The organism is Rhodovulum sp. P5, from assembly GCF_002079305.1.
In the GTDB taxonomy this organism is placed as follows: domain Bacteria; phylum Pseudomonadota; class Alphaproteobacteria; order Rhodobacterales; family Rhodobacteraceae; genus Rhodovulum.
The window spans coordinates 3012256-3034810 of sequence record NZ_CP015039.1 but is presented as its reverse complement, the minus strand read 5'-3'; the positions used below and the strand labels follow the sequence as shown (position 1 = coordinate 3034810).

The following is a 22555-nucleotide window of genomic DNA, read 5'->3' as shown; positions in this document are numbered from 1 at the left end:
ATGAAAGGACCTGCCATGTCTGTCACGCACACGCTTTCTAGCCTCAAGGACAGGCTCTCCCCCTCCGACCGGATGCCGCTTGTCTTCCTTGGCCACGGCAGCCCGATGAACGCCATCGAAGACACCGCCTATAGCCGCGCCTGGACCGACCTCGGCCAGAGCCTGCCGCGGCCCAAGGCGATCCTCGTCGTCTCGGCCCACTGGATGACCCATGGGACGACGCTGGTCGACATCTCGGCGATGCCAAAGACGATCCACGATTTCTACGGCTTCCCGCAGGCGCTCTATGCGCAGCAATACCCCGCGCCCGGCGCCCCGGACCTGGCCCGCGAAGTGGCCTCGATCCTCGCCAGCCACCATGGCGCAGAGGATGACCGCTGGGGGCTCGACCACGGGGCGTGGTCCGTTCTGAAATACCTCTATCCCGGGGCCGATGTGCCGGTCTTTCAGGTGTCCATCGACATGTCACGCGGGCTGGACCATCAGATCGAGATCGGCCGCACGCTGTCAGATCTGCGCGATCGCGGGGTGCTGATCCTCGGCTCTGGCAACGTGGTGCACAACCTTGGCGCCATGCGGATGGGCGGAAAGCCCCATGATTTCGCGCTGGAATTCGACGCGCTCTTTGCCGACCGACTGACGGACCGCGACTTCGCGGCGCTGACGGATCGCAACGGGCTGGGCTCTCTGCTGACAAGGGCGCATCCGACGGTCGATCACTACCTGCCCGCGCTGACCATCGCCGGTGCGTCCGACGCACGCGACGACCTGACCTTCATGACGGACGCCATCGACCTTGCCTCGGTCTCGATGCGCTCCTTCGTGTTCCACGCCTGACAAGGAGACATCCGATGCTCGTAGACGGAAAATGGGCCGAGACCTGGCAACCCGTGCAGCAGGCCGACGACAAGGGCCGGTTCGTGCGGCAGGTATCGAGCTTTCGCAACTGGATCACGCCCGATGGCAGCGCCGGACCGACCGGTGACGGCGGGTTCAAGGCCGAAGCGGGCCGCTATCGTCTTTACGTGGCACTGATCTGCCCCTGGGCCTCGCGCACGCTGATCGCGCGAAAGCTCAAGGGGCTGGACGACCTGATCCCTATCACTGTGGTCAACCCGGTGATGTCCGATCAGGGCTGGCGGTTCGGCGGCTATCCCGGCGCGGGCGAGGACCCGCTCTTCGGTGCGGAATACCTGCACCAGATCTACACTCGTGCCGATCCCCACTTCACCGGTCGCGCGACCGTGCCGGTCCTGTGGGACATGAAACAGGGCGTGATGGTGAACAACGAAAGCGCCGACATCCTGCGCATGTTCGACACCGCATTCGATCCTCTCGCCCCCTCAGACCTGCGCCTGTACCCGCAGGATCTGGCGCCAGAGATCGACGCGCTGAATGCCGAGGTCTACGACCGATTGAACAACGGCGTCTACAAGGCCGGGTTTGCCAGCACACAAGCCGCATATGACGAGGCCGTGGCAGGCGTTTTCGAAACCCTGGACATGCTGGAGGCGCGTCTGACCGGTGACTACCTGTTCGGCGACCGGTTGACCGAGACAGACATCCGGGTCTTCGTCACCCTGATCCGGTTCGATGCCGCCTATCACGGCCTCTTCAAAACCAACCGCCGCCGGATCGCCGACTACCCCCGCCTTTCGGCCCATATGGAACGCGTCCTGACCCTGCCGGGGGTGCGGGAAACGGTGAACATGGACCACATCACGCGCGGCTACTACGCGATCAAGGCACTGAACCCCACAGGCATCCGCCCCGCAGGGCCGGAGCATATCGACAGGCTCCTTGGGGTGTGAATGACGCGACGCGCCCGCCCGTGATGCGATTTTGCAGCCTTGCCCGGGCACACTGTCCGAAAAGACCAACACGCTGCGCGCGTCCGCCCGCGGCGCCATCGAAGGTTTCGTACATCTGCTCTGGCGTCTTGTGGCCCAATGCGGCCGCGACGCCGCCGGGATGGAGAGCGAGCGAGGCTCCCGAAGCAGGTCCAGCCCGACTTCGGCATCCAGATTTCGCCCGCCATCCGCGCCGCGGACGGCCGAAACGACTCAGGCCGTTCCGCTATAGACCGGGAAGACGCTGGCGTCGCCATAATCCTTGTCGGTAATCGCCTTCAGCACCTCCATGTCCTCCGCCGAGATCTCGAAATCCACATCGGCGTTTGTCTTCATGTGATCCGGGTTCGCCGTCTTGGGCAGCGCCAGCAGGTCAAGCTGCAGGATGTAGCGGATGCAAAGCTGCGGGATGCTGACGCCGTATTTCGCGGCCATCGCACCGATTTCGGCATTGTCGAGGATCTTGCCATGGGCGATGGGCGAATAGGCCTCGACCAGCATCCCCTTGCTCTTGGCATAGTCGATCAGCTCGAACGGCGTGTTGCCGATATGGGCCAGCACCTGGTTGATCATCGGCTTGACGGTGGCGTTCTCCAGCAGGTTGTCGAGGTCTGCCTTCTGAAAGTTCGACACGCCGATGGCGCGGATCTTGCCCGCCTCCAGTGCCTCTTCCAGCGCTTTCCACGCCGCAAGGTTGCCCTCGAAAAAGCGGTCCTCGCCGGCCCAGTCCGCCCAGGGCTTCGGACTGTGGATGATCATCAGGTCGATGTAGTCGAGGCCCAGCGTTTCAAGCGAACCCTCGATGGCGGCCTTGGCGCCGTCATAGTCCTTCACCTCGGCGGCCAGCTTGGTCTGCACGAACAGGTCTTCGCGCGGCACACCACAGGTGCGCACGCCCTCGCCCACGCCGCGTTCGTTGCCATAGGCCTGCGCGGTGTCGATATGGCGATAGCCGATCTCGACCGCGGCCTTGACGGCCTCGACCACCTTGTCGTCGTCGATCATCCATGTGCCAAGGGCGAGCTTGGGGATCGCCACGCCATTCGGCAGGGTTTGCGTGTCTTGAAGTATCATCTTTGGTTCCCTTTCTCTTGTCGCTCCGAAGAGCAACACCCGTTAGGGCGGCGTTGGCCGCCCGTCTGGAATTGATTTAGTCAAACGAATACGGCGGGATAATCGGGCTGATTTTGCAAGCACTCATGAGCGGATTTCATGGATGCCGATCCAACCCGCATCCCGGCTTTTGCGGATCAGCCGTTGTAGTCTTCGTCTGCGACCTTCTCCATCCATGTCACCGGGCTGCCGTCGATGCTTTCCTGGATGGCGATATGGCTCATTGCCGTTTCAGGGCTGGCGCCGTGCCAGTGTTTTTCGCCGGCGGGGAACCAGACGACATCGCCTTGGGTGACCTCTTCGACCGGGCCACCCTCACGCTGCACCCAGCCGCGGCCGAAGGTGATCAGGATGGTCTGGCCCGCGGGGTGGGTGTGCCAGGCGGTGCGCGCGCCGGGCTCAAACGTCACATGGCTGCCGCCGGTGCGGCCCGGCTCCTCGGCCTGAAACAGCATGTCCACGCGGACGGTGCCGGTGAACCAGTCCTCGGGGCCTTTCATCGAGGGGGTGGTGCCGGAACGGATGATCTTCATGGTTTTCTCCTTGTTCTGTGCGCAGCCTCAGCCGCGCAGTTTTTCGAAACGGTAGGTCAGCGCCGGGCCGCCGGGCTGGACATAGGCCAGCTCCACCGTGGCCATGGCGAAGGGTTCGACAAAGCGGCCATTGCGCAGGCCGCCGGTGTCGAGCGGTTCAAATCCGATGTCGCGGATCAGGCCGCCAGCGATCTCTTTCGCCCCTTCATCGTCGCCATAGGTGAAGACATGGGGCGGTGTGATCGCGCCCTTCTGCGCAAAGACGGGGCCGAAGCTTTCCGAGGGCGTGGTGTTGAAACAGGACACCCAGCGCGCCCGGGGCCGCATACGCGCCAGTTCTTCCGCGCCGGAGGAGGTCGTGCCGACCACCAGATCGCGGTTCGCGTCGTCAAGCGGCACGCAGCAGTTCAGCACGACTTGGCCGGCCAGATCGCCCGCCTGATCCAGCACGTCGCCGATGCGCGACCAGTGGACGGACAGCAAAAGCGCGTCGGCGCCTGCGACGGCCTCCGCCACCGTGCCGTGGGCCGCGCCGCTGTCGCGGGCCAGCCGCTCCAGCTTGGCCCGGTTGCGGGCATAGGCAAAGGTCACGTCATGGCCAGAGGCCGCCCAAAGCGTACCCAGCTTGCCGCCCATCAGGCCCGATCCCAGAATGCCGATCTTCATCTGCGCCTCCTTTCGGGTTACTCGCTGCGGCTTTCGAACACGTCCTTGGCCACGGGCAGCGCGGAAAAGACCTTGGGCCAGCCGGCGTAGAACGCGAGGTGCGACAGCATCGCGCCGGCCTCTCCTTGCGTCAGCCCGTTGTCCATCGCGCGGTTGAGGTGAAAGGTCATCTGCTCGGGCTGGCCCGCGGCGATCAGGGCCGCGACGGTCACAAGGCTGCGGTCGCGCGGCGCAAGGTCGGGGCGCAACCAGAGGTCGCGGAACAACAGCTCCCGCGTGGTATCGACAACGCCCATGCTGACCGCGCCATAGGTGCCCTTGACGAAGCTTTCGCGCGCGGCCTCGGCCTCTTCATTCAGCGGCAGCAACTCGGGATCGGCGCCGGGCAGGTTCGCGGCGGTGATCCCGCGATCGGCAAAGACGGGCGCGGCGGCCTCGGCCGCGGCGGTGGCATTGCCCCAGCCGGTGTAGAAGGCCAGATGGGTGATGGTTTCCGACAACTCCGCCGGTGTCACGCCCGCGTCGAGCGCCAGCACCACGTGCGCCCCGAGCGTATCGATCTCGTGCCGGGTCATCAGCGCGGCGAAGGTGACCAGCGCCCGGTCACGGGCGGAGAGGTCTTCGCCCGTCCAGACAGACCCAAAAAGGTCATCGGTGGTATAGGCTTCCAGCGCCGGGGCGACGCGGCCCACGGCCTCGGGCAGGGTGCGGGCAACTTCCTGTGCGGCAGCACCGGTGGAGATCAGGGCGAGGGAGGCGGCGGCGATCTGCGTTTTCATGGGAACTCCTGTCAGCATGGCGTGTCTTGCCGACAGATGTGGCGCAAATCGCGCCGGGCTTAATGGCCCAGATGATCACGCCACCCATGACCGCTGTTCATGAATGGATCACGCCCGTTCGCGCAGCGCCTCCAGCACCACCTCGAAGGCCGAGGACGGGCGCTGGCGGCTGGGATAGTAGAGGTGGAAGCCCGGAAAGGACGGGCAGTAGGCGTCGAGACAGGTCGCAAGCGCGCCCGAGGCCAGATGATCGGCAGCCAGCCGTTCGGGGATCAGCGCCAGCCCGTGCCCGTCGACAGCGGCCCGCATCACCGGATTGACCGTGTTGAAACAGACCTGCCCCTGCACCTTGACCTTCATCTCGTTCCCCTCGGCATCCTCGAACTCCCAGGCATAGAGAGCACCATGGGTGGACAGGCGCAGGTTGATGCAGCGGTGATCGGCCAGAGCCTGCGGGGTCTCGGGCACACCCGCCGCCGCGAAATACTCCGGCGCGCCGACGCAGATCATGCGTTCGTCTGGGCCGATCCGCATCGAGATCATGCCGTCGCTGACCTGATCGCCATAGCGCACGCCCGCATCGCATTGCGACTGCGCCAGATCGGTAAAGCCGTAATCCATCACGAACTCGACATTCACCGAAGGGTATCGCTTCAGCACCGGCGAGAGCTTGGGCCAGAGAAGAGATTCAATGGCATATTCCACGGCCACGATGCGCACTGTGCCGGTGGGCTGGTCGCGGGCCTCGTTCAGCGCCTTCAGCCGTGCCTCGATCTTCTCGAAACAGGGGTTGAGCGTTGCCAGCAGATCCTCTGCCTCCAGCGTCGGCGCGACGGATCGCGTGGTGCGGGTGAGCAGGCGCAGACCAAGCCGCGCCTCCAGCCCCTTGATCGTGTGGCTCAGCGCCGATTGCGACACGTTCAGCCGCGCGGCGGCGCGGGTGAAACTGCGCTCCTCGGCCACGGCGGCCAGTGCGATCAGGTCGTTGATGTTCTCACGCAGCATAAGGGTCGCCTCGATCTGAGGGGGCAAGATCATGACGGGGGGCTTTCAGTATATATGCGCTTGGATCATCAAAGCCATCGGCCTTTTCGGGTTGCGCAGCGCAGGGCCGAAACGCCGGGCCGCAGGATAATGTCCGCGGCCCGGAACCCGGTCACTCGGCGTATTCGGCATCGGTGACCAAGGCGCCCCAGGTCACGGCCGATCCATCGACCACCTCCTGAATGGCATAATGGGTCACGGCCGTCGTATCGGTTGCGCCGTGCCAGTGTTCGACGCCCGGCGGGCACCAGACGACATCGCCGGTCTGCATGACCTGCCTGGGCTGGCCGCGCTCCTGCACCCAGCCGGTGCCCGCGGTCACGATCAGTTTCTGCCCGCCGGGATGGGTATGCCATGCCGAGCGTGCGCCGGGCAGGAAGGTCACCTCTCCCGCGTTGACCGACGCCATGTCTGGCCCGAAGACCGGCGCGACGTAAACGGTGCCGGTAAAGGTCTCGGCGCCGCCGATCCGCCCGGCGAGGTCCTCCGCTTTGGTAACGTCCATGGATTGCGCCAGCGCCGCGGGGGCGGCAAGGATCAGCGCAAGGGATGCAAGTGTCCGGGTCATCAGGTCGTCTCCTTTCGATGTGAGGCGGCCTTGCGGCCAAGGGCCGGGGACAGTCCCGGCCGATGGGCAAGAGCTAGGCGCTCGCAGCCTGCGGATAATCCCCTGCCGCCCGATACCGGTCATGAGGCGCGCTCACGAAAACAGCTGTCGGCCGGCGCCTCATTCATGATCGCACTTCATGGGTGAGGTGAACTCAGCCGCGATTATCCTGCGACCCGGTCCGGTCCATCTTCAGGGAGACCCGGCGGGTACGACCTGACCGGAAAGCAAGTTTACCCGGATCGAGGACTGACAAGATGTGCGATGCCTGCAAGACAACCGCTGAATTCCTGACCCGCGGGGGCGAAAGCCGCCGCAGATTCCTGCGCTCCGGCGCCGCCCTGGCCGCCGCGCCGCTGGCTGGCGCCGCCTTGGCTGGCGAGGCCCGCGCGCAATCCGAAGCCGACCCCAAGGCGCAATCGCAGGTACAGGCCTGGGCCGCGTTTGACGCCAGCGGCGACTTCACGCCCCACACCATCACCCGCCGCGCGGCAGGGCCGAAGGATGTGGTGATCGAGATCATGTATTCTTCGATCTGCCATTCCGACATCCACACCGTGCATGGCGACTGGGGCGCGCCGGTTTACCCCTGCGTACCGGGGCATGAGATGGTCGGCCGCGTCGTCGGCGTGGGCGCGGAGGTCATCAAGTTCCGCGAGGGCGACTATGCCGGCGTCGGCTGCATGGTCGACAGTTGCGGGGAATGCGCCAACTGCCGGGCCGACCGCGAACAGAACTGCCTGAACGGCACCACCTTCACCTATGGCTCCGAGGACAAGATCTCGGGCGGGGTCACCTATGGCGGCTATTCGAAGAAGATCGTCGTGAAGGAAGACTTCGCCCTGCGCATCCCGCCGGGGGTGGACCTGCCCGGTTTCGCGCCGCTTCTGTGCGCGGGCATCACCACGTTTTCGCCGATCAACCACTGGGACCTGCAGCCCGGTGAGCGCTTCGGCGTGATCGGCATGGGCGGGCTGGGCCACATGGCGGTAAAGCTGGCCGCGGCCAAGGGGGCCGAGGTCGTCGTCTTCACCACAACCGAGGACAAGATCGCCGATGCCAAGCGCTTTGGCGCGGCGGAGGCCTATCTGTGGTCGGACGAGGCCGCGATGGCGAGGAACATGGGGTCGTTCGACCTGATGCTGTCGACCGTGCCGGTGGCCTATCCGATGCAGCAATTCCTGAACCTGCTGAAGCTCGACAAGACGCTGGTCAATGTCGGCGCGCTGTTCCCGGTCGAAGGCGCGCAAGGCATGCTGATGGGCTTTGGCCGGCAGAGCCTTGCAGGCTCGATGATCGGGGGCATCGCGGAAACCCAGGCCGTGATCGACTTTGCCGCCCATCACGGGATCGGGGCAGAGTATGAGATGATCACGCCCGACCAGATCACTGACGCCTACCCGAAGGTGGTCAAGAAACAGGCGCGCTATCGCTATGTCATCGACATGACGCAGGCATAAGAATGACGGTGCCGCGCCGGGGGGGGAAGCCTCCGGCGCGGCGAAACTTGCCAGAGACGCCCCGAAGCAATGGGAGGGACCCCGGATGAAAACTGGTCGCCTGTCAGTGGCCGCGGCGGTGGTTTTCTTCGGCGCAACCTGGCCCGCCCACGCAACCGACCCCAGAGAGGGACCTGCCATGACCCGGATCAACGTTATCGTTGGCGACAAGGTTCTGCCCGCCACCCTTGATGACACGACCGTGGGGCACGACTTTGCCGCGCTGCTGCCGCTCGACCTGACCCTTAGCGACTATCACGGCATCGAGAAAATCGCGGACCTGCCGCGAAAGCTCGACACCACGGACGCGCCGGCCAGCTACAAACCGGAAACGGGCGATATCACGCTTTACGCGCCTTGGGGCAATCTGGCGATCTTCCTCAAACCGTTCCCGTCCTCCCGCGGGCTTGTGAGGCTGGGGGCGTTCGATGGGCCGATGGATGCGCTGGCCCGCAAGGGCGACATCCCGGTCAGGATCGAACGGGCCGAGTGATCGCCGGTTTTCGGTATGGGCCAGACCGGCCCATACCGCTGTTCGTCACGACGCCCCGATTACCACGGCAACGCGCCCTGATCGTTGAAGAACCCGCCCGTGGGCCCGTCATCCTCAAGCAGCGCCATGCGCAGCACGATCACCGCCGCCTGCTCCGGCGTCCGGTCGGGCATGAAGTTCGTGGCCGCCGTCGCCGTATAGCCCGGGCAGATCGCGTTGACCTTGATGCCCTGCCCGGCCAGCGCCGCGGCATAGCTGACGGTCAGCGCATTCACCGCAGCCTTGGACGCGGCATAGGTGGGCATGATCTTGTCGCCATGCTCCCAGTCCGGATCATGGCGCAGACCGAAGGACGCCAGTTCCGACGACACGTTCACGATCCGCGGATGGGCGCTCTTGCCAAGCAATGGCACCATCGCCTCGGTCAGGCGCAGGCCGCCGACCACGTTGATCGCCAGCGTCTGCTCGATCTTCTCGACCGGGGAAAGGTCGGGGACATAGTCCAGCCCCACACCGGCATTGTTCACCAGAATGTCCAGCCGCCCGTGGGTCTGCTCGATCTGGCTTGCCAGCGCCGCAACGCTGGCCCCATCGGTCACGTCCAGCGACACGGGCGTCACCTGCAACCCTTCGGCGATCAGCGGCGCCGCGGCGGCCGCGCCTTTGTGCAGATCGCGGCAGCCCATCAACACATGCACGCCTGCGCGCGCCAGACCGGCGGCAACCGCCTCTCCGATACCGCGGTTCGCGCCGCTGACCAGCGCGATCTTGTTGGTTTCCGTCATTCTTCCGTCTGCTCCGTTCCGACCGGAGCCGCGCGGGCAATGCGCGCGTCGGCCCCGAACCCACCCCGACCACTTGGCCGGGGGGCTTGCACCGGCAAGCCGACACCTCGTATAGGACCTCAACCTAAGTTGAGGTCAAGCGGATTATGCAGATGCAGAAAGCGACAAAACCGCCCGGAATCCTGTCGGTCGGCCAGGTGGCAGAGCGCAGCGGCGTGCCCGTCTCGACACTCCATTTCTACGAGAAGAAAGGGCTGATCGGGGCCGAGCGGAGCGATGGCAACCAGCGCCGCTATTCCCGCGATATCCTGCGCCGGATCGCGATCATAAAGGTGGCGCAGGATCTGGGGTTCTCATTGGCCGAGATCGCCGAATTGCTGAAACCGATCCCGCCCGGCAAACAACCCAGCGCCGCCGATGTCAGCGCCATGGTGGCCGGGTGGAAAGACGCCATTCAGGCGCGCATCGACGGCCTGACCGAGTTGCGCGACAAGATGGAGGGCTGCATCGGCTGCGGCTGCCTGTCGAAAGAGGACTGCCCCTTGCGCAACCCCGACGACCGGCTGGGCGCCGCAGCCAGCGGGCCGGCCCTGCTGACGGCCGGCCGAGGGCGGTCGCGCCCCTGACCGACGCTCACACAGGCGCGGCCTTCGGCGCCCGGAGCAGCAAGGCGATGGGGATCACGCAGGCCGTGAAGATCAGCATCAAAACGAAATTGTCCGCATAGGCGATCATCGAGGCCTGTTGCGTCACCAGTGTCTCCACCTGCGCGGCCACTGTCGGATTGTGCCCAACCAGCCCCGGCACATCCCGCAAGACCTGCGGCGCATCCATCGTCAGCCGCCCGGCCAGTTCCTCGTGGTTGACCGAGATCATCCGCGACAGGGTTGTCGTGACGATGGAGATTCCGACGCCGGAGCCGACATTCCGCAGAAGGCTGAACATCGCGGTGGCATCGCCGCGATAGTCCTGCGCGATGGTGGCGAATGTCAGCGTCGAGAGCGGCACGAAGACAAGGCCAAGCCCCAGCCCCTGAATGAAGCCCGAGACGATGACCGGGCGGCTGTCCATCGACGTTTCGAACCCCGCCATCATCCAGAGCGACCAGATCGAAAGGGCAAGGCCCACAAGGATCAGCCGTTGCGCCCCGACCCGGTTGACCAGCCGCCCCGCCAGGATCATCGAGATCATGGTGCCCACGCCCCGCGGCGCCATCACAAGCCCCGTGGTCACGACCGGATAGCCCATGATGTGCTGCAAAAGCGGCGGCAGCAGCGCAAGGCCCGAGAACAGCGTCAGACCGATCATGAAGATGAACACCAGCCCCAGCGACAGGTTCCGGTCGCGGAACATGCGCAGGTCGATGAACGGATGCTCTGCCGTCCAGCAATGGATCAGGAAGACCCAGAACCCGCTGAGCATCAGGACGAGATAGGTCCAGATCTCCAGCGAGGCGAACCAGTCGGCCTGCTGCCCGCGGTCCAGCATCAGTTGCAGCGCGGCCAACGCGATGGCCAGCATGGCAAACCCGAAAAAGTCGAACGGGCGGCGGCGCGTTTCATCCCGCGGCATGAAGATCAGAACGCCCAGAAGGGCGAGGATCCCGATGGGCAGGTTGACGAGGAAGACGAAGCGCCAGTTGAAGCTCTCGGTCAGCCAGCCGCCCAGCGTCGGCCCGGCGATCGGCCCGACCATGATCCCCGCCCCATAGATCGCCATGGCTTGCCCGATCTTTTCCTTGGGGTTGATGTCCAGAATGACCGATTGCGCCAAGGGCACAAGAACCGCGCCAAAGATGCCCTGCACGATGCGGAACGCCACCATCTCGGGCAGGGACGTCGCCATCCCGCAGAGAAGCGAGGCCCCGGTGAACCCGGCAATGGCCGTCACGAACACCGCGCGCCGACCCAGCGTTGCCGCCATCCAGCCGGTCAGCGGCGTCGCCACGGCCGCGGCCACGATATAGGAGGTCAGCACCCAGGTGATTTCCTCCTGGCTCGCACTCAGGCTGGCGGCCATATGCGGCAGGGCCACGTTGGCAATCGTTGTGTCCAGCACCTGCATGACGGTGGCCAGCATGATGGCCGCAGTCAGCCAGCCCCGATGGGCCACCTGCAAATGCGGGGCGGACGGCTCGCTCATAGCAGGGCGTCCAGCCGGGATGTTCCGGTATCGACCGTGACCTTGACGCTCATCCCGTCGCGCAAGGGGTGGGCGGTGTCAGTGTCCACGTGAATGCGGACCGACAGCCGCTGCACCACCTTGACCCAGTTGCCCGTGGCGTTCTGCGCCGGGATCAGCGCGTATTGCGACCCCGTCGCGGGGCCGATGCTTTCCACATGGCCGGTCAGCGTGACGCCTGGATAGGCATCGACCGTCACCGACACGGGTTGCCCGACCTCGATCCCGCCCAGTTGCGTTTCCTTGAAATTCGCCTCGATCCATGTCCGGCCATCTTCGACAACGCTGGCGGTGGCCGTCCCGGGCGCAAGGTACTGGCCGACATTCAGGCTTTCGATCTGGGCAATGACGCCCGCGACCGGCGCCCGCACAAGGGCCTTGTCCAGATCGCGCCGCGCGGCGGCCAACTCGGCCTGCGCCTCCCGCACGGCGGGGAAGTCCTCGGGCGCGATCCCGGGGTTACCACCAAGAGCGGCGGCCGCGTCGGCCACCCCCTGCCGGGCGACCTGCACGTCGTTCTCGGCCTGCCGCCAGGCCAGCGTCGCCTCATCCAGTGCCGCCGAAGAGGTCACGCCGCGGCCGGTCAGGGCCTGCTGACGGTCGTATTCATGCTTGCGGACATCGCGGATATCCTCGGCCGCGGCCAACTGTGTCTCGGCGCTCTGATAGGCGCTCTGAAGTTCGCCGAATTGCAGGCGCGCGGCGGCCAGCGCGGCCTCGGCCTTGTCGACCGCGATCTGATAGGGCTCCGGGTCGATGCGGAACACCGGATCCCCGGCCTTCACGGCCTGGTTCTCGGCCACGTCGACCTCTACCACCCGGCCGGCCACGTCGGCCGACACCGGCACGATGGGTTGATGGACATAGGCATTGTCGGTGTCGACATAGCGCCCGCCGGTCAGCCAGATGCCACCGCCGCCCAGCACCAGCGCCACCGGCAGCGACATCATGAGAAGTCGGCGCTGCCACCGGCGCGCGCGCGCCTGGCGATCCGTATCCTCGGCGTGGCGCGGCTCTGCCTGAATTGGCGCCGACTGCGTCGGGTCGGCCTCGAATTGTCCCGGATCCCCGTTCATCTTTCGTCTTCCTTCCCGTCTTCATCCGTGGTTTCGAGATTGGCCACGATCTGCTGCAGGCAGCGTTCCAGAACCTCGCGCTCTGCCGGGTCGATCCCGGCCAGCGCCTGGTCGTAGGCCTCGGCCACGATGCCTTTCACCTCGTGCAGCAGGGCCTCTGCCTTTGCAGTGATCCGCGCCCGCTTGGCCCGGCTGTCGTCGGGGTCGACCTCACGCTGCACAAGGCCGAACCCTTCCAGCCGGTCGAGCACGTCGCTGACCGTCATCGGGCTGGATTCGACGCGCCGGGCGATCTCGGTCTGCCGCAGCCCGGTCTCGCTGAAGGCAAGCTGCCGGAGCACACGCCATTGCAGCAGCGTCAGCCCGTAGCCGCGCGCCCGCCGCTCGAAATCCGCCTTCAGCAGGCGGGCGGCATCGTGAAGCATCAAACCAAGACTCTGCATGCTGACCGGCCATCCTCGAATAAACATACGGACCCATATAGTATGCCTTCGTAGCAATGCAAGTCGCAGCCGTCGGAAGGGGCCTCGCCATGCCAATTGACGTGCAAAGGCGCCCTGTAGTCTTCGCTCGGCGCTCATATCCGGTGATTGCTGCGCGACACCCGCCGGCCGTTTCCGCACGCCATGCACACGACCGCCATTTTTCGCTTGACCGAAGATCAGCCGGTTCCGCAGGCAGCCTTTTGATCGCGCCCCGCCCATGCGGCGCGAAAAACGCACTTAACGCGATGTCGCGGGGCCATTGCCCGGAAATTCTGGCAAAAAGGTCAGGACGTCCCTACCTTGAGCGCATGATGCTGGTGTTGAGAATCGAAAATGTCGATCATCTGGATAACGGCAGCCCAAGCTGGATCCAGTTGAACAGATCGGGGGCAAGCGTCGGCCGGCGGTCCACGATGGACTGGACATTGCCCGACCCCAACCGCGTCATTTCGGGGCATCATTTCGATATCTCGTACCGCAACGGCGCCTATTACCTGACCGACATGTCGATGAACGGCACCTATCTGGTCGGCAATCGCAGCCGCATCGGCGGCGATCTGATGTTGCGCGGCGGAGAGCGGCTGGTCGTCGGCCACTACATCATCGGGGTGGAGTTACGCCCCGAAGTCCATGCCGCGGGCACGGGCGAACCGGGATATCCGCGCGACACGCCGGCGCCCGGTTTCGCGGATCCGGGCGCCGGCAAAAGCCCGCTTCGCCCGGGGCCGGCGGCCAGCGCCGGATGGTCCGGACATGCCTCCATCCAGATGCCCTCCCATGCCAGCTATCCGGGGGTCAGCGTGGAACCCCAGAACATCCCCGGCGAAGGGAGCGGCGGGCGGCTGCAACGGCCCGGCTGGGCCTCTGTGGACCCCCAGAAGCTGCCCGACAGTCATTTCGACGACAACAACACCGTCCTCAGCAAGCCCGGCCTGCGGGAGACCGACTGGGTGCCCTCCGCCCCTCCCGTCAAACGCGGCCACGGGGCAGAGGCCACGCAGCACGCCGCACATCTGCCGGACGCCAACGGTGCCGCGCCTGCCTCGGCGGAATGCAGCGCGGCGCTGAGTGCCTTTTGCGAGGCCGCGGGGCTCGACCCGTCAGGCATCGGTCCCGACGATGTGGCCCCGTTGATGCGCATGCTTGGGCGCAGCGTGAAGGTCGCGACCGACGAAATCATGCTGATGCTGAAGGAACGGGCCGGCGTGAAGGTCTTCACCCATAGCGGGGAACAGACCATGCTGGGCGCCACGGACAACAATCCGATGAAGTTCATGCCCGACAGCCAGCAGGCCTTGACGCTGATGTTCACGGCACCGCGCGAAGGGTTCCTGACCGGCGCCGACAGTTTCGCCGAGGCGCTGTCGGACATCCGCCACCACCAGGAGGCCGTGTTCGAGGCGTTGCAGACCGCCTTGGCCGATGTCGTGGCCGGGCTGTCCCCGGAAGAGATCGAAGCCGCAACAGGCCCGGATGGCGCGCCCGCCGAGGACTGCTGGCAGACCTATCTCGACCGGTGGAATGCCAAGGCGCAGGCGGGCGAACATGGCATGCTGGACGCGTTCCTGATAGCCTTTGCCAAGGCCTACGGTCAGGCGATCGCTTCCCACTGAACTCACTTGGGGGGCACAACCGCCCCCAAGGCCGGCATGTCCGCGGTCAGTTGACCGGTGTGCTGGCACCGGTCTTCGGATCGACGCGGAACCGGCGGCCAAGGCTGTCCTCGATCAGCACGGCGGCGCCGTCTGCCTGCATCGTCACGACGTCGACCCGCGCGGGGTCCTCGGTCGTCATCGGCTCGTCGGGGTCGCGCGGCGGGGCGGTAAAGGCCTGCGCCGTCCATAGCTCTTCACCGCTGGCCGTATCGAAAGCCCGCAACCAGCCATTGGTGTCGGCGGCATCCAGCGGCAGGCCCGTGACCGCAAGTTCGATCCGGATGCCATCGACCGCGACGGGGTCCACCACCGGCGGCGGGGCCATGCTGGCGCCCATCGCGACGGCTGCGCCAGCGGGATCGTTCGTGCTCATCGTCATGTCCTCCTTTGACGGGCCACCGGCGGCGATCGCGCTGCCAAGGGCAAGGACGCCGAAGCAGTAAAGGGCCAGAAACCGCATCAGGTCTTGTTGGGTTTCAGGGCCGTGTCACGCTCGCTCGTCGTCAACTCACCCGCGGCGTCGGCGGCAAAAAAGGCCCAGTTGTCGGCGTTGTCGATGGCATGGGCGGTCGTGAAGTTGGCCTTGCGCGGATGAATGCCCTCCGGATGCCACGAATAGCGCGGATGCGCATCGCCGGGCAGCTTGATGTCCTTGGTCGCCAGTTTCGAATGGGACAGCTCGTGAACAAGGATGCGCGCCCAGTTCTTCACGCCCTTGAGCGTGTTGTTGCTGCCGAAGAACCCCTTCTCGATATAGACGACATTCAGCCTGTCCGGGGTGGTGAAGACATAAGCCTCGCTGGCTTCTGCGGCTGTCCCGCGGTGCTTGGGGTTGTCCGTCAGGACCAGGCGGCCCGAGGAGATCGCCGCCGAGATCTTTCCAAATCCCGTGGCCAGTGTCTTGGCCAGCTTCACCACTTCGGTGTCGGACTGATGGTCCTCATCCGCGAACCAGCGCTTGATCAGGGTCTTGGCCCCGCCGGTCAGCGGGCTGGAGTCGCTGGAGCCGCAGAGCGTGGAACATTTCATCGCCCAGCTGAGCGCCTTTTGCGTGGCGTCCTGCAGGTCCTTCCGCTGGGACTTGCTGTGATACTCGTCGATCATGCCAAGCTTGGCCCGAAGTGCATCCCCCTGCAGGCCCTTCATCTCGTCCGTCGGCCATTGCCGGTACGCCTTCGGCAGCGACAGAACCCAGGTGTCGCACCCGCCGAATTTCGACATCAGGTAAAGATGGCGCAGGTTCTTCAGCGCGCCGGCCTGTTTGCCCTGCGCCTGCCCGGCTTTGGTGAACGAAAGAATGCCCGTCGCCTCGATATCCTTGCAGACATAGCGGATGCTTTCGAGGATCGCGGCATGGGCCGGGGCGGGCCCGTCCTGCTCCAGCAACAGGCGCATCCGTTGCAGCATGCGGCCCGTCACCTGACCGTCGGTCGAATTGCTGCCAGCGAAGGATTGTGCCGCCGCCTTCAGGGCAGATTGTGTTGCCTCGTATTCGTCGGTGAACTTCCAATGTGCCAAGGCAGCCTCCTGTCATGGGGCAGGTCATAAAACCGATCTCGCATCCACCCGCCGACACTATGCGCGCCCCAGTGGCAGGCCGCAACGATTCTGGATTGTTACATGTGCGCCAAACACAACTTTTGGTTTATTTGCAGATGGCAGACGCCCGGGCCTTGCGCCCCGCCTATCGGAAGACGCCGCCAAAGTTCCCGCCGCCGAAGCCGCCGCCCCCGCCCGTTGCGGGCTGGGCGGGCTGCGGTGCCGGGGCTGCGGGCCGTGCAGGCGTCGCTTGGCGCGGGTTCGTGTTCGTGCGCGGCGCAACCGCCTGCGGCGTGGGGCAGGTCACATCGTCATAGCGCAACATCAGGCGAAACAGCTCCATCGTCGCGGCATCGGCGGGCGCCGGCACGTTGTCGAGTTGCCGGAAGTAGTTCTGCGCCGACCGGCGAGAGCCGGGGCCCCAGTCGCCATCGACCCGCATCGTGTAGCAGTTCATGCGCTGCAATTCGGTCTGCAGCGCCACCTCCAGCAAGCCTTCGGGCGGGTCGAGCGCGCCCGAGGACAAGAGCGTGTCGAAAAGCTGGGGGTTGTTCGTCTTCAGCGCACGTCGCGCATTCAGATCGTTATAGGCCAGCGCCATCCCGGGTGCGCCGTCTTCCGGTGCGTCGGTGTCCAGCGCGGCGTCCGTGATGCCTTCGATCAGGCCGACGATGATCGACGGTTCGGGCAGGCCGGGGACCAGGGGCAGCGCCGCGACCTGCGCCGCGGGCAGCGCGGCAAGCGTGATCACCGGTTCGGCAAGATCGGTGCGGCGCGCCGGGAAATCCGGCGTCTGCGCGGGCAACAGAACCTCGACCACCGGCGCGGGCGTGTCGGCCCCGGCGGCCGGGGCGGGCGCGTCCAGCAGGATCACATCGTCGGGCAGATACTCCACCACCTCTTCCGCCGCATCGGTGGCGGCCGGGGCCGCGCCCGTCATCACCACCTGCCCGGTCACGCGCCCCTGCATCGGCAACCCGCCCAGTTCAACCAGCAGGTCGCCGGTCAGCGGCCCGGACTGGCCGAGGGTCTTCAACACGTCACTCAGCCGTGTGCCCGGCGAACAGGTTCCCCCCGCCGCGCTGGTCACCAGCATGATCTGAAGCCCAGCTTGCGCCCCGGGCAGGCGCACCGGTTGCGGCGGGCCGGGCTGGCCGGTCACGCAATCCTCGACCATCAGGATCACCTCGCGCACCCCGGCGGCGGCAATCCGGGTCAGGATATCGTCCAGCGGCACCGCACCGTCCTGCAGGGCGAGCGCGTCGGCCTGCACCCGACCGGAATAGAACAGGATCAGTTGCGGTGTGTCGCGAAGGCCGGAAAGCGCGTTCAGGACCTCTATCGCAGGCTGGTCGCGCAACACGTCCAGCACGGGCAGGCCGCCCGCCTCGAACGCCTGCGCGGCATAGAAGGCATCGGCAAAAGACGTCTCCGCCGCGGGGCCGGGCTGACCGATGACAAGCGTCTTCCAGTCGGCCGAGGCCGTGCCAGCCGCCGCAAGGGACAGCCCGATCCCCGCCAGAAGACCCGCCAAGATGCGCATCGATCCCGTTCCAGACAGCGTGTCGTTGGGCCAGACTATACCCGGGATGCACGAAAAGACGACCCCCAAGCGCATTCAAGCGCATTCAAGCGCACGGCTCTGCCCGCCGAAGCGGTCGCCGGGGCACGAAAAACTGTGATTCCCCGGCAACATGCCGCCTATTCCTGAGGCAGAAAGGAAAGCGTTGAACCGCTCGTTAACAACCTGTGTTATCGTTATGTCATGAAACTGCTTCTTACCTCCGTCGCCCTGTCGGGCCTGTCCGGCGCACTTGGCCTTTCGATCGTTGCAGGTCATGCGGCGCTGTCGACCGCGCCGATCCTGCCCGAACCGGGCTTTGCCGTGATTGCACCGGCCGAACCCGTGGCCGTGGTCCATCGGGTGGCGCCGGCCCCTGCGCAGCTCCGTACCGCCGCCTTGGCACCGGAAGCCGCCACCGACGCGGCCGTTGCACCGCACATGGCCGGTCTGGGGCAGTCCTTGCGCCCGATGCCCCGCGACGAAGGGATCGCCCGACTTGCCGCGCGGATCGCCCCCACCGATCCAGCTCCGGCCGAACAGGCGCAGGTGACCTCTGACCGCATCGCGCTTGACCTTGCACCTGCCATGACGGCCGATGCGGCCTTCGCGCCGAACAGTTCGGCCAGCGAAGAAATCGCGCAGGCGCTGATCATGCAAGGCATGTCGTCGAGTTCCTATTCCGCCGACGTCGCGCCGCCCTACATGCACGGCGTCTTTCGCTGAAACAACCGGCAGGCGACCGATCCGCCGGTCGCTTTGCGGTTGACAGGACGCCACCCGAAAGGGCCAATAACGACAAGGGCCTGCCAATTCGGTCGGTCGATGTCCGGACTTTCGGGGGTTCTCATGTCGAAGCATTTCAGGATCGCTTGCCTCGTTGCGACCCTCGTCCTGCCCACCGCCGCACTTGCCCAGGCCGACGGCGATATCCTGTCTCTTGAACTGAACGCGGCCGCCGAAACGGCGCAGGGCAACTGCCGGCTGACCTATGTCGCCAAGAACGGAACGCCCGTGTCGCTGAGCCAGACCGAGTACGAGGTGGCGATTTTCGACGCAGACGGCACCGTATCACGCCTTCTGGTGCTGAAATTCGGGTCCCTCGTGCCGGGCAAGACCCGCATCCTGCAATTCGAACTTCCGGGAACAAGCTGCGCGAACATCTCGCGCATCGTCATCAACGATTCCGCGGCCTGCGTGGATGCCGACACGGCTGGCGACATCGACGTCTGCATGACGGGGCTGAGCGCGAGTTCCCGCACCGCAATTCAATTCGGCATCTGAGTGCCCGGCTTCGGGCCCGCGGCCCGACCGTACCGGGCCGCGCTGCAGGAGTAACCCATGGGCTTCAGCCTCTCCCAGTATCTGAGCCTTCCGTCGATGATCGTCTTCGGGGCGCTGATGCTGTTGTCGCTGCTGGCGATCTCGGTCGCGATCTTCAAGTATATCCAGTTCCTGCGCCTCGGCGTCGGGCACCGCAAGCAGGCCGAGGAAATCCTCGACAACTGGCTGTCGGGGCGCGCCGATCTGGCGATGCAGATGGCGATGCAGCGCCGCTCGGTGCTTGCGCGGATCCTGCAGGCGGTGTTTTCCGGCATCCAGGCAAAGCCGGGCGATGCCACCTATGCCGAGGAACTGGGGCGCCAGACCGCGATCATCGAGCTTGCGACGATGACCGACCGGATGCGCACGCTGGAAATGGTCGTGCAGGCCGCACCGATGCTGGGGCTTCTGGGCACCGTCTTCGGCATGATCGACGCCTTCTCGGCCCTCGCGATTTCCGAGGGCGCGGTTGACCCGACGGTTCTGGCCGGCGGCATCTACAGCGCGCTGACCACCACCGCCGCCGGTCTGGCCATCGCGCTGGTGGCGTTCTTCGTGGCCACCGCGCTGGAATCGCGGATCGAGCGGGAGCGCAACCTGATCGAGACGGTGATGTCCGCCGCCATTCACGGGCGTCTCGACCCGACCCAGAAGTAGACGGGGCGTCGCGCGATGTCGGCGTTGAGGACGAAACTGCCGGAACGGCCCCGCAGCTATCGCTTTGCGATGACGCCGCTGGCAGACGCGATGTTCCAGCTTCTGATCTTCTTCATGCTGACCTCCAGCCTGACGCCCTACTCGCTGTTGACCGTGCAGACCGCCGCGCCACCGCCCAAGGCGCCGTCCGTGTCCTCGGGCAGCGGCACCGGCACGCAGGCCCCGGCCGCGGCGTTACCGGCGCCGCCCTCGGCCCAGGTCGCGATCTGGACGCTGGAAAGCGAAACGATCATCGTCGGCGGGCAGGAATTCGGTTTCGATGCCCTCGAAGGTCTGGCTGCGGCCCTTGGCAGCGAGGAGGCCCCGGCCGAGGTCATCATCCTTGTGCGCGATACCGCACGGGTGCAGGACGTGGCGACCGTGCTCGCCGGGCTGGCCAAGGCGAATGTCCTGTCGGTGCGCATCGCCGAAGGGTCGGTCTAGGATGACGATGCGCCGCCTGATCCCCAAGACCAATGTCGGGATGCGCACCGACGTATCGCTGACCATCGTCAACATCGTGCTGCTGCTGATCTTCTTCTTTCTCGTCACCGGGCAGTTGGCCAATGCCCCGGGGATCGCGGTGGAGTTGTCGGAAACCGCGGAACTGCCGATCGAGAACCTGCCCAAGCCCATCCTGATCTGGGGCAGCGAAAACGAGATTTCGCTGAACGGCGACCCGATAGAGCCAGAGGCACTGGGCATCGCCCTTGCCGACGCCAGCATCCTGCATCTTCTGATCGACCGGAACGAAAGCGCACAAATCCTGCTGGAACTGCTCGCAAAGCCGGAGTTTTCGCATCTCGAACTTCGCCTCGTCACCATCCACAGAAACACGCCGCCATGAGCTATCTTCCCTATGGCAGCAACACGCCGGGTGCCTGGGCCCTGTCCGGTCTGGGGTCGGTCGCGATGCACGGGGCGGTGATCGCGTTGATGATGTCGAACCTCTTGGACGTGGTGCAAGACCGGCAGGCCCGAACGCAGCGCCCCGATTTCCAGATTTCGCTGGAACAGCTTGAGACCGACATGCTTGCCGGTCTGATGGAGCGTCTGGACAGCGCCGATCTGCCGGACTCTGCCGGGCTTGACGGGTTCCCCTTCGATCAGGCGGGCGAGGATCTGGCCCAGACGGAGCCTGACGCCCTTGCCCCGCAGGACTTTACCGCGCCCGACCGGGTGGAGCCCGAAGCGGCAGAGCCGCTTCAGCCGCTGGCCGACGCCATCGCCCCCGGCACTGCGGACGCGGCAGAGGGGCTGTCACCCGAGGCCCCGCTAACGTGACGCCCGAAGCGATGGATGCGGCGGCCCCCGAGCCCGAAACGCTCGCCCCCCAGGCGGTGGCAGAGGCACCGGCGGTCGAAGCCGCCCCCCTTGCCCCGGAGGCCGAAGCGCTTGTCGCCGATACCCTTGCCGCCGTCACGCCCGAGGACACGCTTGCGGCCGAGACGCTTGAACCGGTAGAGGCCCTGCCGGTGGAGGCAGGTCCCGAGACGCCCCAAGCCGAGGCCCTGACCGCGGAAACCGCGACACCCGAATTGGCCGAGGTCGCGCCCGCCCCCCTGGACGCCGTCGGGCAGACGCTGCCCACCATCGACGACCTGTCAGCGCTGGTGCCGGAGGAAGGGATTTCAGCCGCCCCCGTGGCGACAAGCCCGCTGATTGCCGAGGACGGCCTTGGCCCGGCGGCGGTGTTCGACGAAACCGCGCCGCAGGGGGGCGAGGCGCTGCAACCCGTCGTGCCCCTTGGTATTCCGGCCATCACCGCAGAGCCCCCCGAGGCCGTGGCGCCCGCCCCCGAAATCGCCGAATCCCAGGAGTTGGAACTGGCCGCGCTGCCCCCATCGGCCGACCCCGTGCCCGTGCCGCGTCGGCCCGATGAGATCGCGCCCGCGGTACAACCACCCGACCCTGTCGCCCCGCTCGTCGAGCCCGAAGAGGTCATCCCCGCGCTGCCGCAAACGGGCCCGGAGGCGATCGAGGCCATACCGTCCGCGCCCGCGGCCCCCCGTGTCCGCCGCATACCGCGCACGCCGCCCTCTGCCCGCGACATTGCCGTGGGCGACCTGATCCGGCGCATCCGCGATGCCGGGCGAGAGGATTGCCTGATCGCCCTGCCCCGCCGCGTGGGCGACACGGGTATCGGCTTGTCGCTGATCGCGGCAGAGGATGGCGCGATGGGGCGCTTTGCCGAAAACCTTCTGGTGCGGCAGGACGATGCCGATATCCGCCAGACCCGCACGCTGATCGACGGGCGCCAATGCGAAGCGCTGCGTTTCGTCGTGCGCAACCGGGACTATCCGGCGACCCGCATCGGCATCCGACTGGAACGGTCAGAGGTGCCCAGCGGCAACCGCCTGTCGGGGGTTCTGCGGGGGGTCGGCGACCGCAACCTGACCCTGCTGCTGGTTGACAACAACGGCGTGGTGCAGACCCTCGGCCGGTTCATTGCCCGGCAGGGCAACGAGATCCGGTTCGACGTGCCGGTGACCCGCGTCGGCCCGCGGCGGGATACCAAGCAACTGTTGCTGGCCGTTGCCTCGCCCGAACCGCTGGACCGGCTGACGGCGCGCAGCGGACAGCGGTCGGAGACGGTATTCCGCGATCTCGACGCCGCGGTCGCGCGGGACGCAGCCCTTGCCATTCTGGCCTTCGACGTGCGCTGACCGG

At 66.0% G+C, this 22555-nt stretch carries 26 protein-coding genes; 13 read left to right on the top strand and 13 right to left on the bottom strand.

What is annotated here, in order from left to right:
• Positions 1 to 15: 15 nt before the first annotated feature.
• Positions 16 to 837, top strand: coding sequence for a 4,5-DOPA dioxygenase extradiol (ygiD, locus tag RGUI_RS14525; RefSeq protein ID WP_081534208.1), 822 nt, complete (start codon positions 16 to 18; stop codon positions 835 to 837).
• A 14-nt stretch (positions 838 to 851) separates the two neighbouring features.
• Positions 852 to 1811, top strand: coding sequence for a glutathione S-transferase family protein (locus RGUI_RS14520; RefSeq protein ID WP_081534206.1), 960 nt, complete (start codon positions 852 to 854; stop codon positions 1809 to 1811).
• Between the two features lie 252 nt (positions 1812 to 2063).
• On the opposite strand, the gene RGUI_RS14515 is transcribed toward RGUI_RS14520, so the two are convergent.
• The 6 genes from RGUI_RS14515 to RGUI_RS14490 form a co-directional block, all read right to left on the bottom strand.
• Positions 2064 to 2924: an aldo/keto reductase gene (locus RGUI_RS14515; RefSeq protein WP_081534203.1), complete on the bottom strand. Its 861-nt coding sequence runs from the start codon at positions 2922 to 2924 to the stop codon at positions 2064 to 2066.
• A 176-nt stretch (positions 2925 to 3100) separates the two neighbouring features.
• Positions 3101 to 3496, bottom strand: coding sequence for a cupin domain-containing protein (locus RGUI_RS14510; protein WP_081534200.1), 396 nt, complete (start codon positions 3494 to 3496; stop codon positions 3101 to 3103).
• A gap of 27 nt (positions 3497 to 3523) precedes the next feature.
• Positions 3524 to 4162: an NADPH-dependent F420 reductase gene (locus RGUI_RS14505; RefSeq protein WP_081534197.1), complete on the bottom strand. Its 639-nt coding sequence runs from the start codon at positions 4160 to 4162 to the stop codon at positions 3524 to 3526.
• A 17-nt stretch (positions 4163 to 4179) separates the two neighbouring features.
• Complete coding sequence (locus RGUI_RS14500; protein ID WP_081534194.1) at positions 4180 to 4941, bottom strand: carboxymuconolactone decarboxylase family protein; 762 nt, start codon at positions 4939 to 4941, stop codon at positions 4180 to 4182.
• 108 nt (positions 4942 to 5049) lie between these two features.
• Positions 5050 to 5979, bottom strand: a complete 930-nt coding sequence (locus tag RGUI_RS14495; protein WP_253798444.1) for a LysR family transcriptional regulator — start codon at positions 5977 to 5979, stop codon at positions 5050 to 5052.
• Positions 5980 to 6097: 118 nt separating this feature from the next.
• Positions 6098 to 6553 carry a cupin domain-containing protein gene (locus RGUI_RS14490; RefSeq protein ID WP_081534191.1) on the bottom strand — a complete coding sequence of 152 codons (456 nt, stop codon included), beginning with the start codon at positions 6551 to 6553 and terminating at the stop codon, positions 6098 to 6100.
• A gap of 296 nt (positions 6554 to 6849) precedes the next feature.
• Between RGUI_RS14490 and RGUI_RS14485 the strand changes: the two genes are divergently transcribed.
• Both RGUI_RS14485 and RGUI_RS14480 read left to right on the top strand, forming a co-directional pair.
• Positions 6850 to 8052, top strand: a complete 1203-nt coding sequence (locus RGUI_RS14485) for an NAD(P)-dependent alcohol dehydrogenase (protein ID WP_081534188.1) — start codon at positions 6850 to 6852, stop codon at positions 8050 to 8052.
• A 178-nt stretch (positions 8053 to 8230) separates the two neighbouring features.
• A complete protein-coding gene (locus RGUI_RS14480; protein ID WP_081534186.1) occupies positions 8231 to 8584 on the top strand; it encodes a cyclophilin-like fold protein in 354 nt (117 codons plus the stop codon).
• Positions 8585 to 8643: 59 nt separating this feature from the next.
• On the opposite strand, the gene RGUI_RS14475 is transcribed toward RGUI_RS14480, so the two are convergent.
• Positions 8644 to 9369 (bottom strand): SDR family NAD(P)-dependent oxidoreductase, encoded by a 726-nt coding sequence (locus tag RGUI_RS14475; protein WP_081534183.1) that lies wholly within the window; start codon positions 9367 to 9369, stop codon positions 8644 to 8646.
• Positions 9370 to 9521: 152 nt separating this feature from the next.
• On the opposite strand from RGUI_RS14475, the gene soxR reads away from it, so the two are divergent.
• Positions 9522 to 9995: a redox-sensitive transcriptional activator SoxR gene (gene soxR / locus RGUI_RS14470; RefSeq protein ID WP_081536105.1), complete on the top strand. Its 474-nt coding sequence runs from the start codon at positions 9522 to 9524 to the stop codon at positions 9993 to 9995.
• A gap of 7 nt (positions 9996 to 10002) precedes the next feature.
• Here soxR and RGUI_RS14465 read toward each other — a convergent pair whose 3' ends face one another.
• Genes RGUI_RS14465 through RGUI_RS21745 form a run of 3 tightly spaced genes read right to left on the bottom strand, consistent with a single transcriptional unit; the run spans position 10003 to position 13051 of the window.
• Positions 10003 to 11511, bottom strand: coding sequence for an MDR family MFS transporter (locus RGUI_RS14465; RefSeq protein WP_081534180.1), 1509 nt, complete (start codon positions 11509 to 11511; stop codon positions 10003 to 10005).
• On the bottom strand, positions 11508 to 12626 hold the full coding sequence (locus tag RGUI_RS14460; RefSeq protein WP_081534178.1) for an HlyD family secretion protein: 1119 nt from the start codon (positions 12624 to 12626) through the stop codon (positions 11508 to 11510). The genes RGUI_RS14465 and RGUI_RS14460 overlap by 4 nt, the downstream gene beginning before the upstream one ends.
• On the bottom strand, positions 12623 to 13051 hold the full coding sequence (locus tag RGUI_RS21745) for a MarR family winged helix-turn-helix transcriptional regulator (RefSeq protein WP_172841155.1): 429 nt from the start codon (positions 13049 to 13051) through the stop codon (positions 12623 to 12625). The genes RGUI_RS14460 and RGUI_RS21745 overlap by 4 nt, the downstream gene beginning before the upstream one ends.
• Positions 13052 to 13419: 368 nt before the next feature.
• Between RGUI_RS21745 and tagH the strand changes: the two genes are divergently transcribed.
• Positions 13420 to 14724, top strand: coding sequence for a type VI secretion system-associated FHA domain protein TagH (tagH, locus tag RGUI_RS14450; RefSeq protein ID WP_172841154.1), 1305 nt, complete (start codon positions 13420 to 13422; stop codon positions 14722 to 14724).
• A gap of 46 nt (positions 14725 to 14770) precedes the next feature.
• Here the strand turns inward: tagH and RGUI_RS14445 are convergent, their stop codons facing one another.
• From RGUI_RS14445 to RGUI_RS14435, 3 genes are all read right to left on the bottom strand, one after another.
• Positions 14771 to 15226, bottom strand: a complete 456-nt coding sequence (locus tag RGUI_RS14445; protein WP_081534174.1) for a hypothetical protein — start codon at positions 15224 to 15226, stop codon at positions 14771 to 14773.
• Positions 15226 to 16284, bottom strand: coding sequence for a M35 family metallo-endopeptidase (locus RGUI_RS14440; RefSeq protein WP_081534171.1), 1059 nt, complete (start codon positions 16282 to 16284; stop codon positions 15226 to 15228). The genes RGUI_RS14445 and RGUI_RS14440 overlap by 1 nt, the downstream gene beginning before the upstream one ends.
• Positions 16285 to 16450: 166 nt before the next feature.
• Complete coding sequence (locus tag RGUI_RS14435) at positions 16451 to 17848, bottom strand: hypothetical protein (protein ID WP_081534168.1); 1398 nt, start codon at positions 17846 to 17848, stop codon at positions 16451 to 16453.
• 222 nt (positions 17849 to 18070) lie between these two features.
• On the opposite strand from RGUI_RS14435, the gene RGUI_RS14430 reads away from it, so the two are divergent.
• From RGUI_RS14430 to RGUI_RS14400, 7 genes are all read left to right on the top strand, one after another.
• Complete coding sequence (locus RGUI_RS14430) at positions 18071 to 18592, top strand: hypothetical protein (protein ID WP_081534165.1); 522 nt, start codon at positions 18071 to 18073, stop codon at positions 18590 to 18592.
• Between the two features lie 123 nt (positions 18593 to 18715).
• Positions 18716 to 19150 carry a hypothetical protein gene (locus RGUI_RS14425; RefSeq protein WP_081536103.1) on the top strand — a complete coding sequence of 145 codons (435 nt, stop codon included), beginning with the start codon at positions 18716 to 18718 and terminating at the stop codon, positions 19148 to 19150.
• A 57-nt stretch (positions 19151 to 19207) separates the two neighbouring features.
• Positions 19208 to 19846: a MotA/TolQ/ExbB proton channel family protein gene (locus RGUI_RS14420; RefSeq protein ID WP_081534162.1), complete on the top strand. Its 639-nt coding sequence runs from the start codon at positions 19208 to 19210 to the stop codon at positions 19844 to 19846.
• A gap of 15 nt (positions 19847 to 19861) precedes the next feature.
• Entirely contained in the window at positions 19862 to 20329 is a 468-nt protein-coding gene (locus tag RGUI_RS14415; protein ID WP_081534159.1) for a biopolymer transporter ExbD, read from the top strand.
• Position 20330: 1 nt separating this feature from the next.
• Positions 20331 to 20732, top strand: a complete 402-nt coding sequence (locus RGUI_RS14410; RefSeq protein WP_081534156.1) for a biopolymer transporter ExbD — start codon at positions 20331 to 20333, stop codon at positions 20730 to 20732.
• Positions 20729 to 21169, top strand: coding sequence for a hypothetical protein (locus tag RGUI_RS14405; protein WP_081534153.1), 441 nt, complete (start codon positions 20729 to 20731; stop codon positions 21167 to 21169). The genes RGUI_RS14410 and RGUI_RS14405 overlap by 4 nt, the downstream gene beginning before the upstream one ends.
• Complete coding sequence (locus RGUI_RS14400) at positions 21166 to 22551, top strand: hypothetical protein (protein ID WP_081534150.1); 1386 nt, start codon at positions 21166 to 21168, stop codon at positions 22549 to 22551. Before RGUI_RS14405 ends, RGUI_RS14400 begins: the two co-directional genes overlap by 4 nt.
• The last annotated feature ends 4 nt before the right edge of the window (positions 22552 to 22555 follow it).

Excerpts from the sequence above, each read along its gene's own strand:
- ygiD (WP_081534208.1), top strand. The coding sequence starts at position 16 with ATGTCTGTCACGCACACGCTTTCTAGCCTCAAGGACAGGCTCTCCCCC.
- RGUI_RS14520 (WP_081534206.1), top strand. The coding sequence starts at position 852 with ATGCTCGTAGACGGAAAATGGGCCGAGACCTGGCAACCCGTGCAGCAG.
- RGUI_RS14515 (WP_081534203.1), bottom strand. The coding sequence starts at position 2,924 with ATGATACTTCAAGACACGCAAACCCTGCCGAATGGCGTGGCGATCCCC.
- RGUI_RS14510 (WP_081534200.1), bottom strand. The coding sequence starts at position 3,496 with ATGAAGATCATCCGTTCCGGCACCACCCCCTCGATGAAAGGCCCCGAG.
- RGUI_RS14505 (WP_081534197.1), bottom strand. The coding sequence starts at position 4,162 with ATGAAGATCGGCATTCTGGGATCGGGCCTGATGGGCGGCAAGCTGGGT.
- RGUI_RS14500 (WP_081534194.1), bottom strand. The coding sequence starts at position 4,941 with ATGAAAACGCAGATCGCCGCCGCCTCCCTCGCCCTGATCTCCACCGGT.
- RGUI_RS14495 (WP_253798444.1), bottom strand. The coding sequence starts at position 5,979 with ATGATCTTGCCCCCTCAGATCGAGGCGACCCTTATGCTGCGTGAGAAC.
- RGUI_RS14490 (WP_081534191.1), bottom strand. The coding sequence starts at position 6,553 with ATGACCCGGACACTTGCATCCCTTGCGCTGATCCTTGCCGCCCCCGCG.
- RGUI_RS14485 (WP_081534188.1), top strand. The coding sequence starts at position 6,850 with ATGTGCGATGCCTGCAAGACAACCGCTGAATTCCTGACCCGCGGGGGC.
- RGUI_RS14480 (WP_081534186.1), top strand. The coding sequence starts at position 8,231 with ATGACCCGGATCAACGTTATCGTTGGCGACAAGGTTCTGCCCGCCACC.
- RGUI_RS14475 (WP_081534183.1), bottom strand. The coding sequence starts at position 9,369 with ATGACGGAAACCAACAAGATCGCGCTGGTCAGCGGCGCGAACCGCGGT.
- soxR (WP_081536105.1), top strand. The coding sequence starts at position 9,522 with ATGCAGAAAGCGACAAAACCGCCCGGAATCCTGTCGGTCGGCCAGGTG.
- RGUI_RS14465 (WP_081534180.1), bottom strand. The coding sequence starts at position 11,511 with ATGAGCGAGCCGTCCGCCCCGCATTTGCAGGTGGCCCATCGGGGCTGG.
- RGUI_RS14460 (WP_081534178.1), bottom strand. The coding sequence starts at position 12,626 with ATGAACGGGGATCCGGGACAATTCGAGGCCGACCCGACGCAGTCGGCG.
- RGUI_RS21745 (WP_172841155.1), bottom strand. The coding sequence starts at position 13,051 with ATGCTTCACGATGCCGCCCGCCTGCTGAAGGCGGATTTCGAGCGGCGG.
- tagH (WP_172841154.1), top strand. The coding sequence starts at position 13,420 with ATGATGCTGGTGTTGAGAATCGAAAATGTCGATCATCTGGATAACGGC.
- RGUI_RS14445 (WP_081534174.1), bottom strand. The coding sequence starts at position 15,226 with ATGCGGTTTCTGGCCCTTTACTGCTTCGGCGTCCTTGCCCTTGGCAGC.
- RGUI_RS14435 (WP_081534168.1), bottom strand. The coding sequence starts at position 17,848 with ATGCGCATCTTGGCGGGTCTTCTGGCGGGGATCGGGCTGTCCCTTGCG.
- RGUI_RS14430 (WP_081534165.1), top strand. The coding sequence starts at position 18,071 with ATGAAACTGCTTCTTACCTCCGTCGCCCTGTCGGGCCTGTCCGGCGCA.
- RGUI_RS14425 (WP_081536103.1), top strand. The coding sequence starts at position 18,716 with ATGTCGAAGCATTTCAGGATCGCTTGCCTCGTTGCGACCCTCGTCCTG.
- RGUI_RS14420 (WP_081534162.1), top strand. The coding sequence starts at position 19,208 with ATGGGCTTCAGCCTCTCCCAGTATCTGAGCCTTCCGTCGATGATCGTC.
- RGUI_RS14415 (WP_081534159.1), top strand. The coding sequence starts at position 19,862 with ATGTCGGCGTTGAGGACGAAACTGCCGGAACGGCCCCGCAGCTATCGC.
- RGUI_RS14410 (WP_081534156.1), top strand. The coding sequence starts at position 20,331 with ATGACGATGCGCCGCCTGATCCCCAAGACCAATGTCGGGATGCGCACC.
- RGUI_RS14405 (WP_081534153.1), top strand. The coding sequence starts at position 20,729 with ATGAGCTATCTTCCCTATGGCAGCAACACGCCGGGTGCCTGGGCCCTG.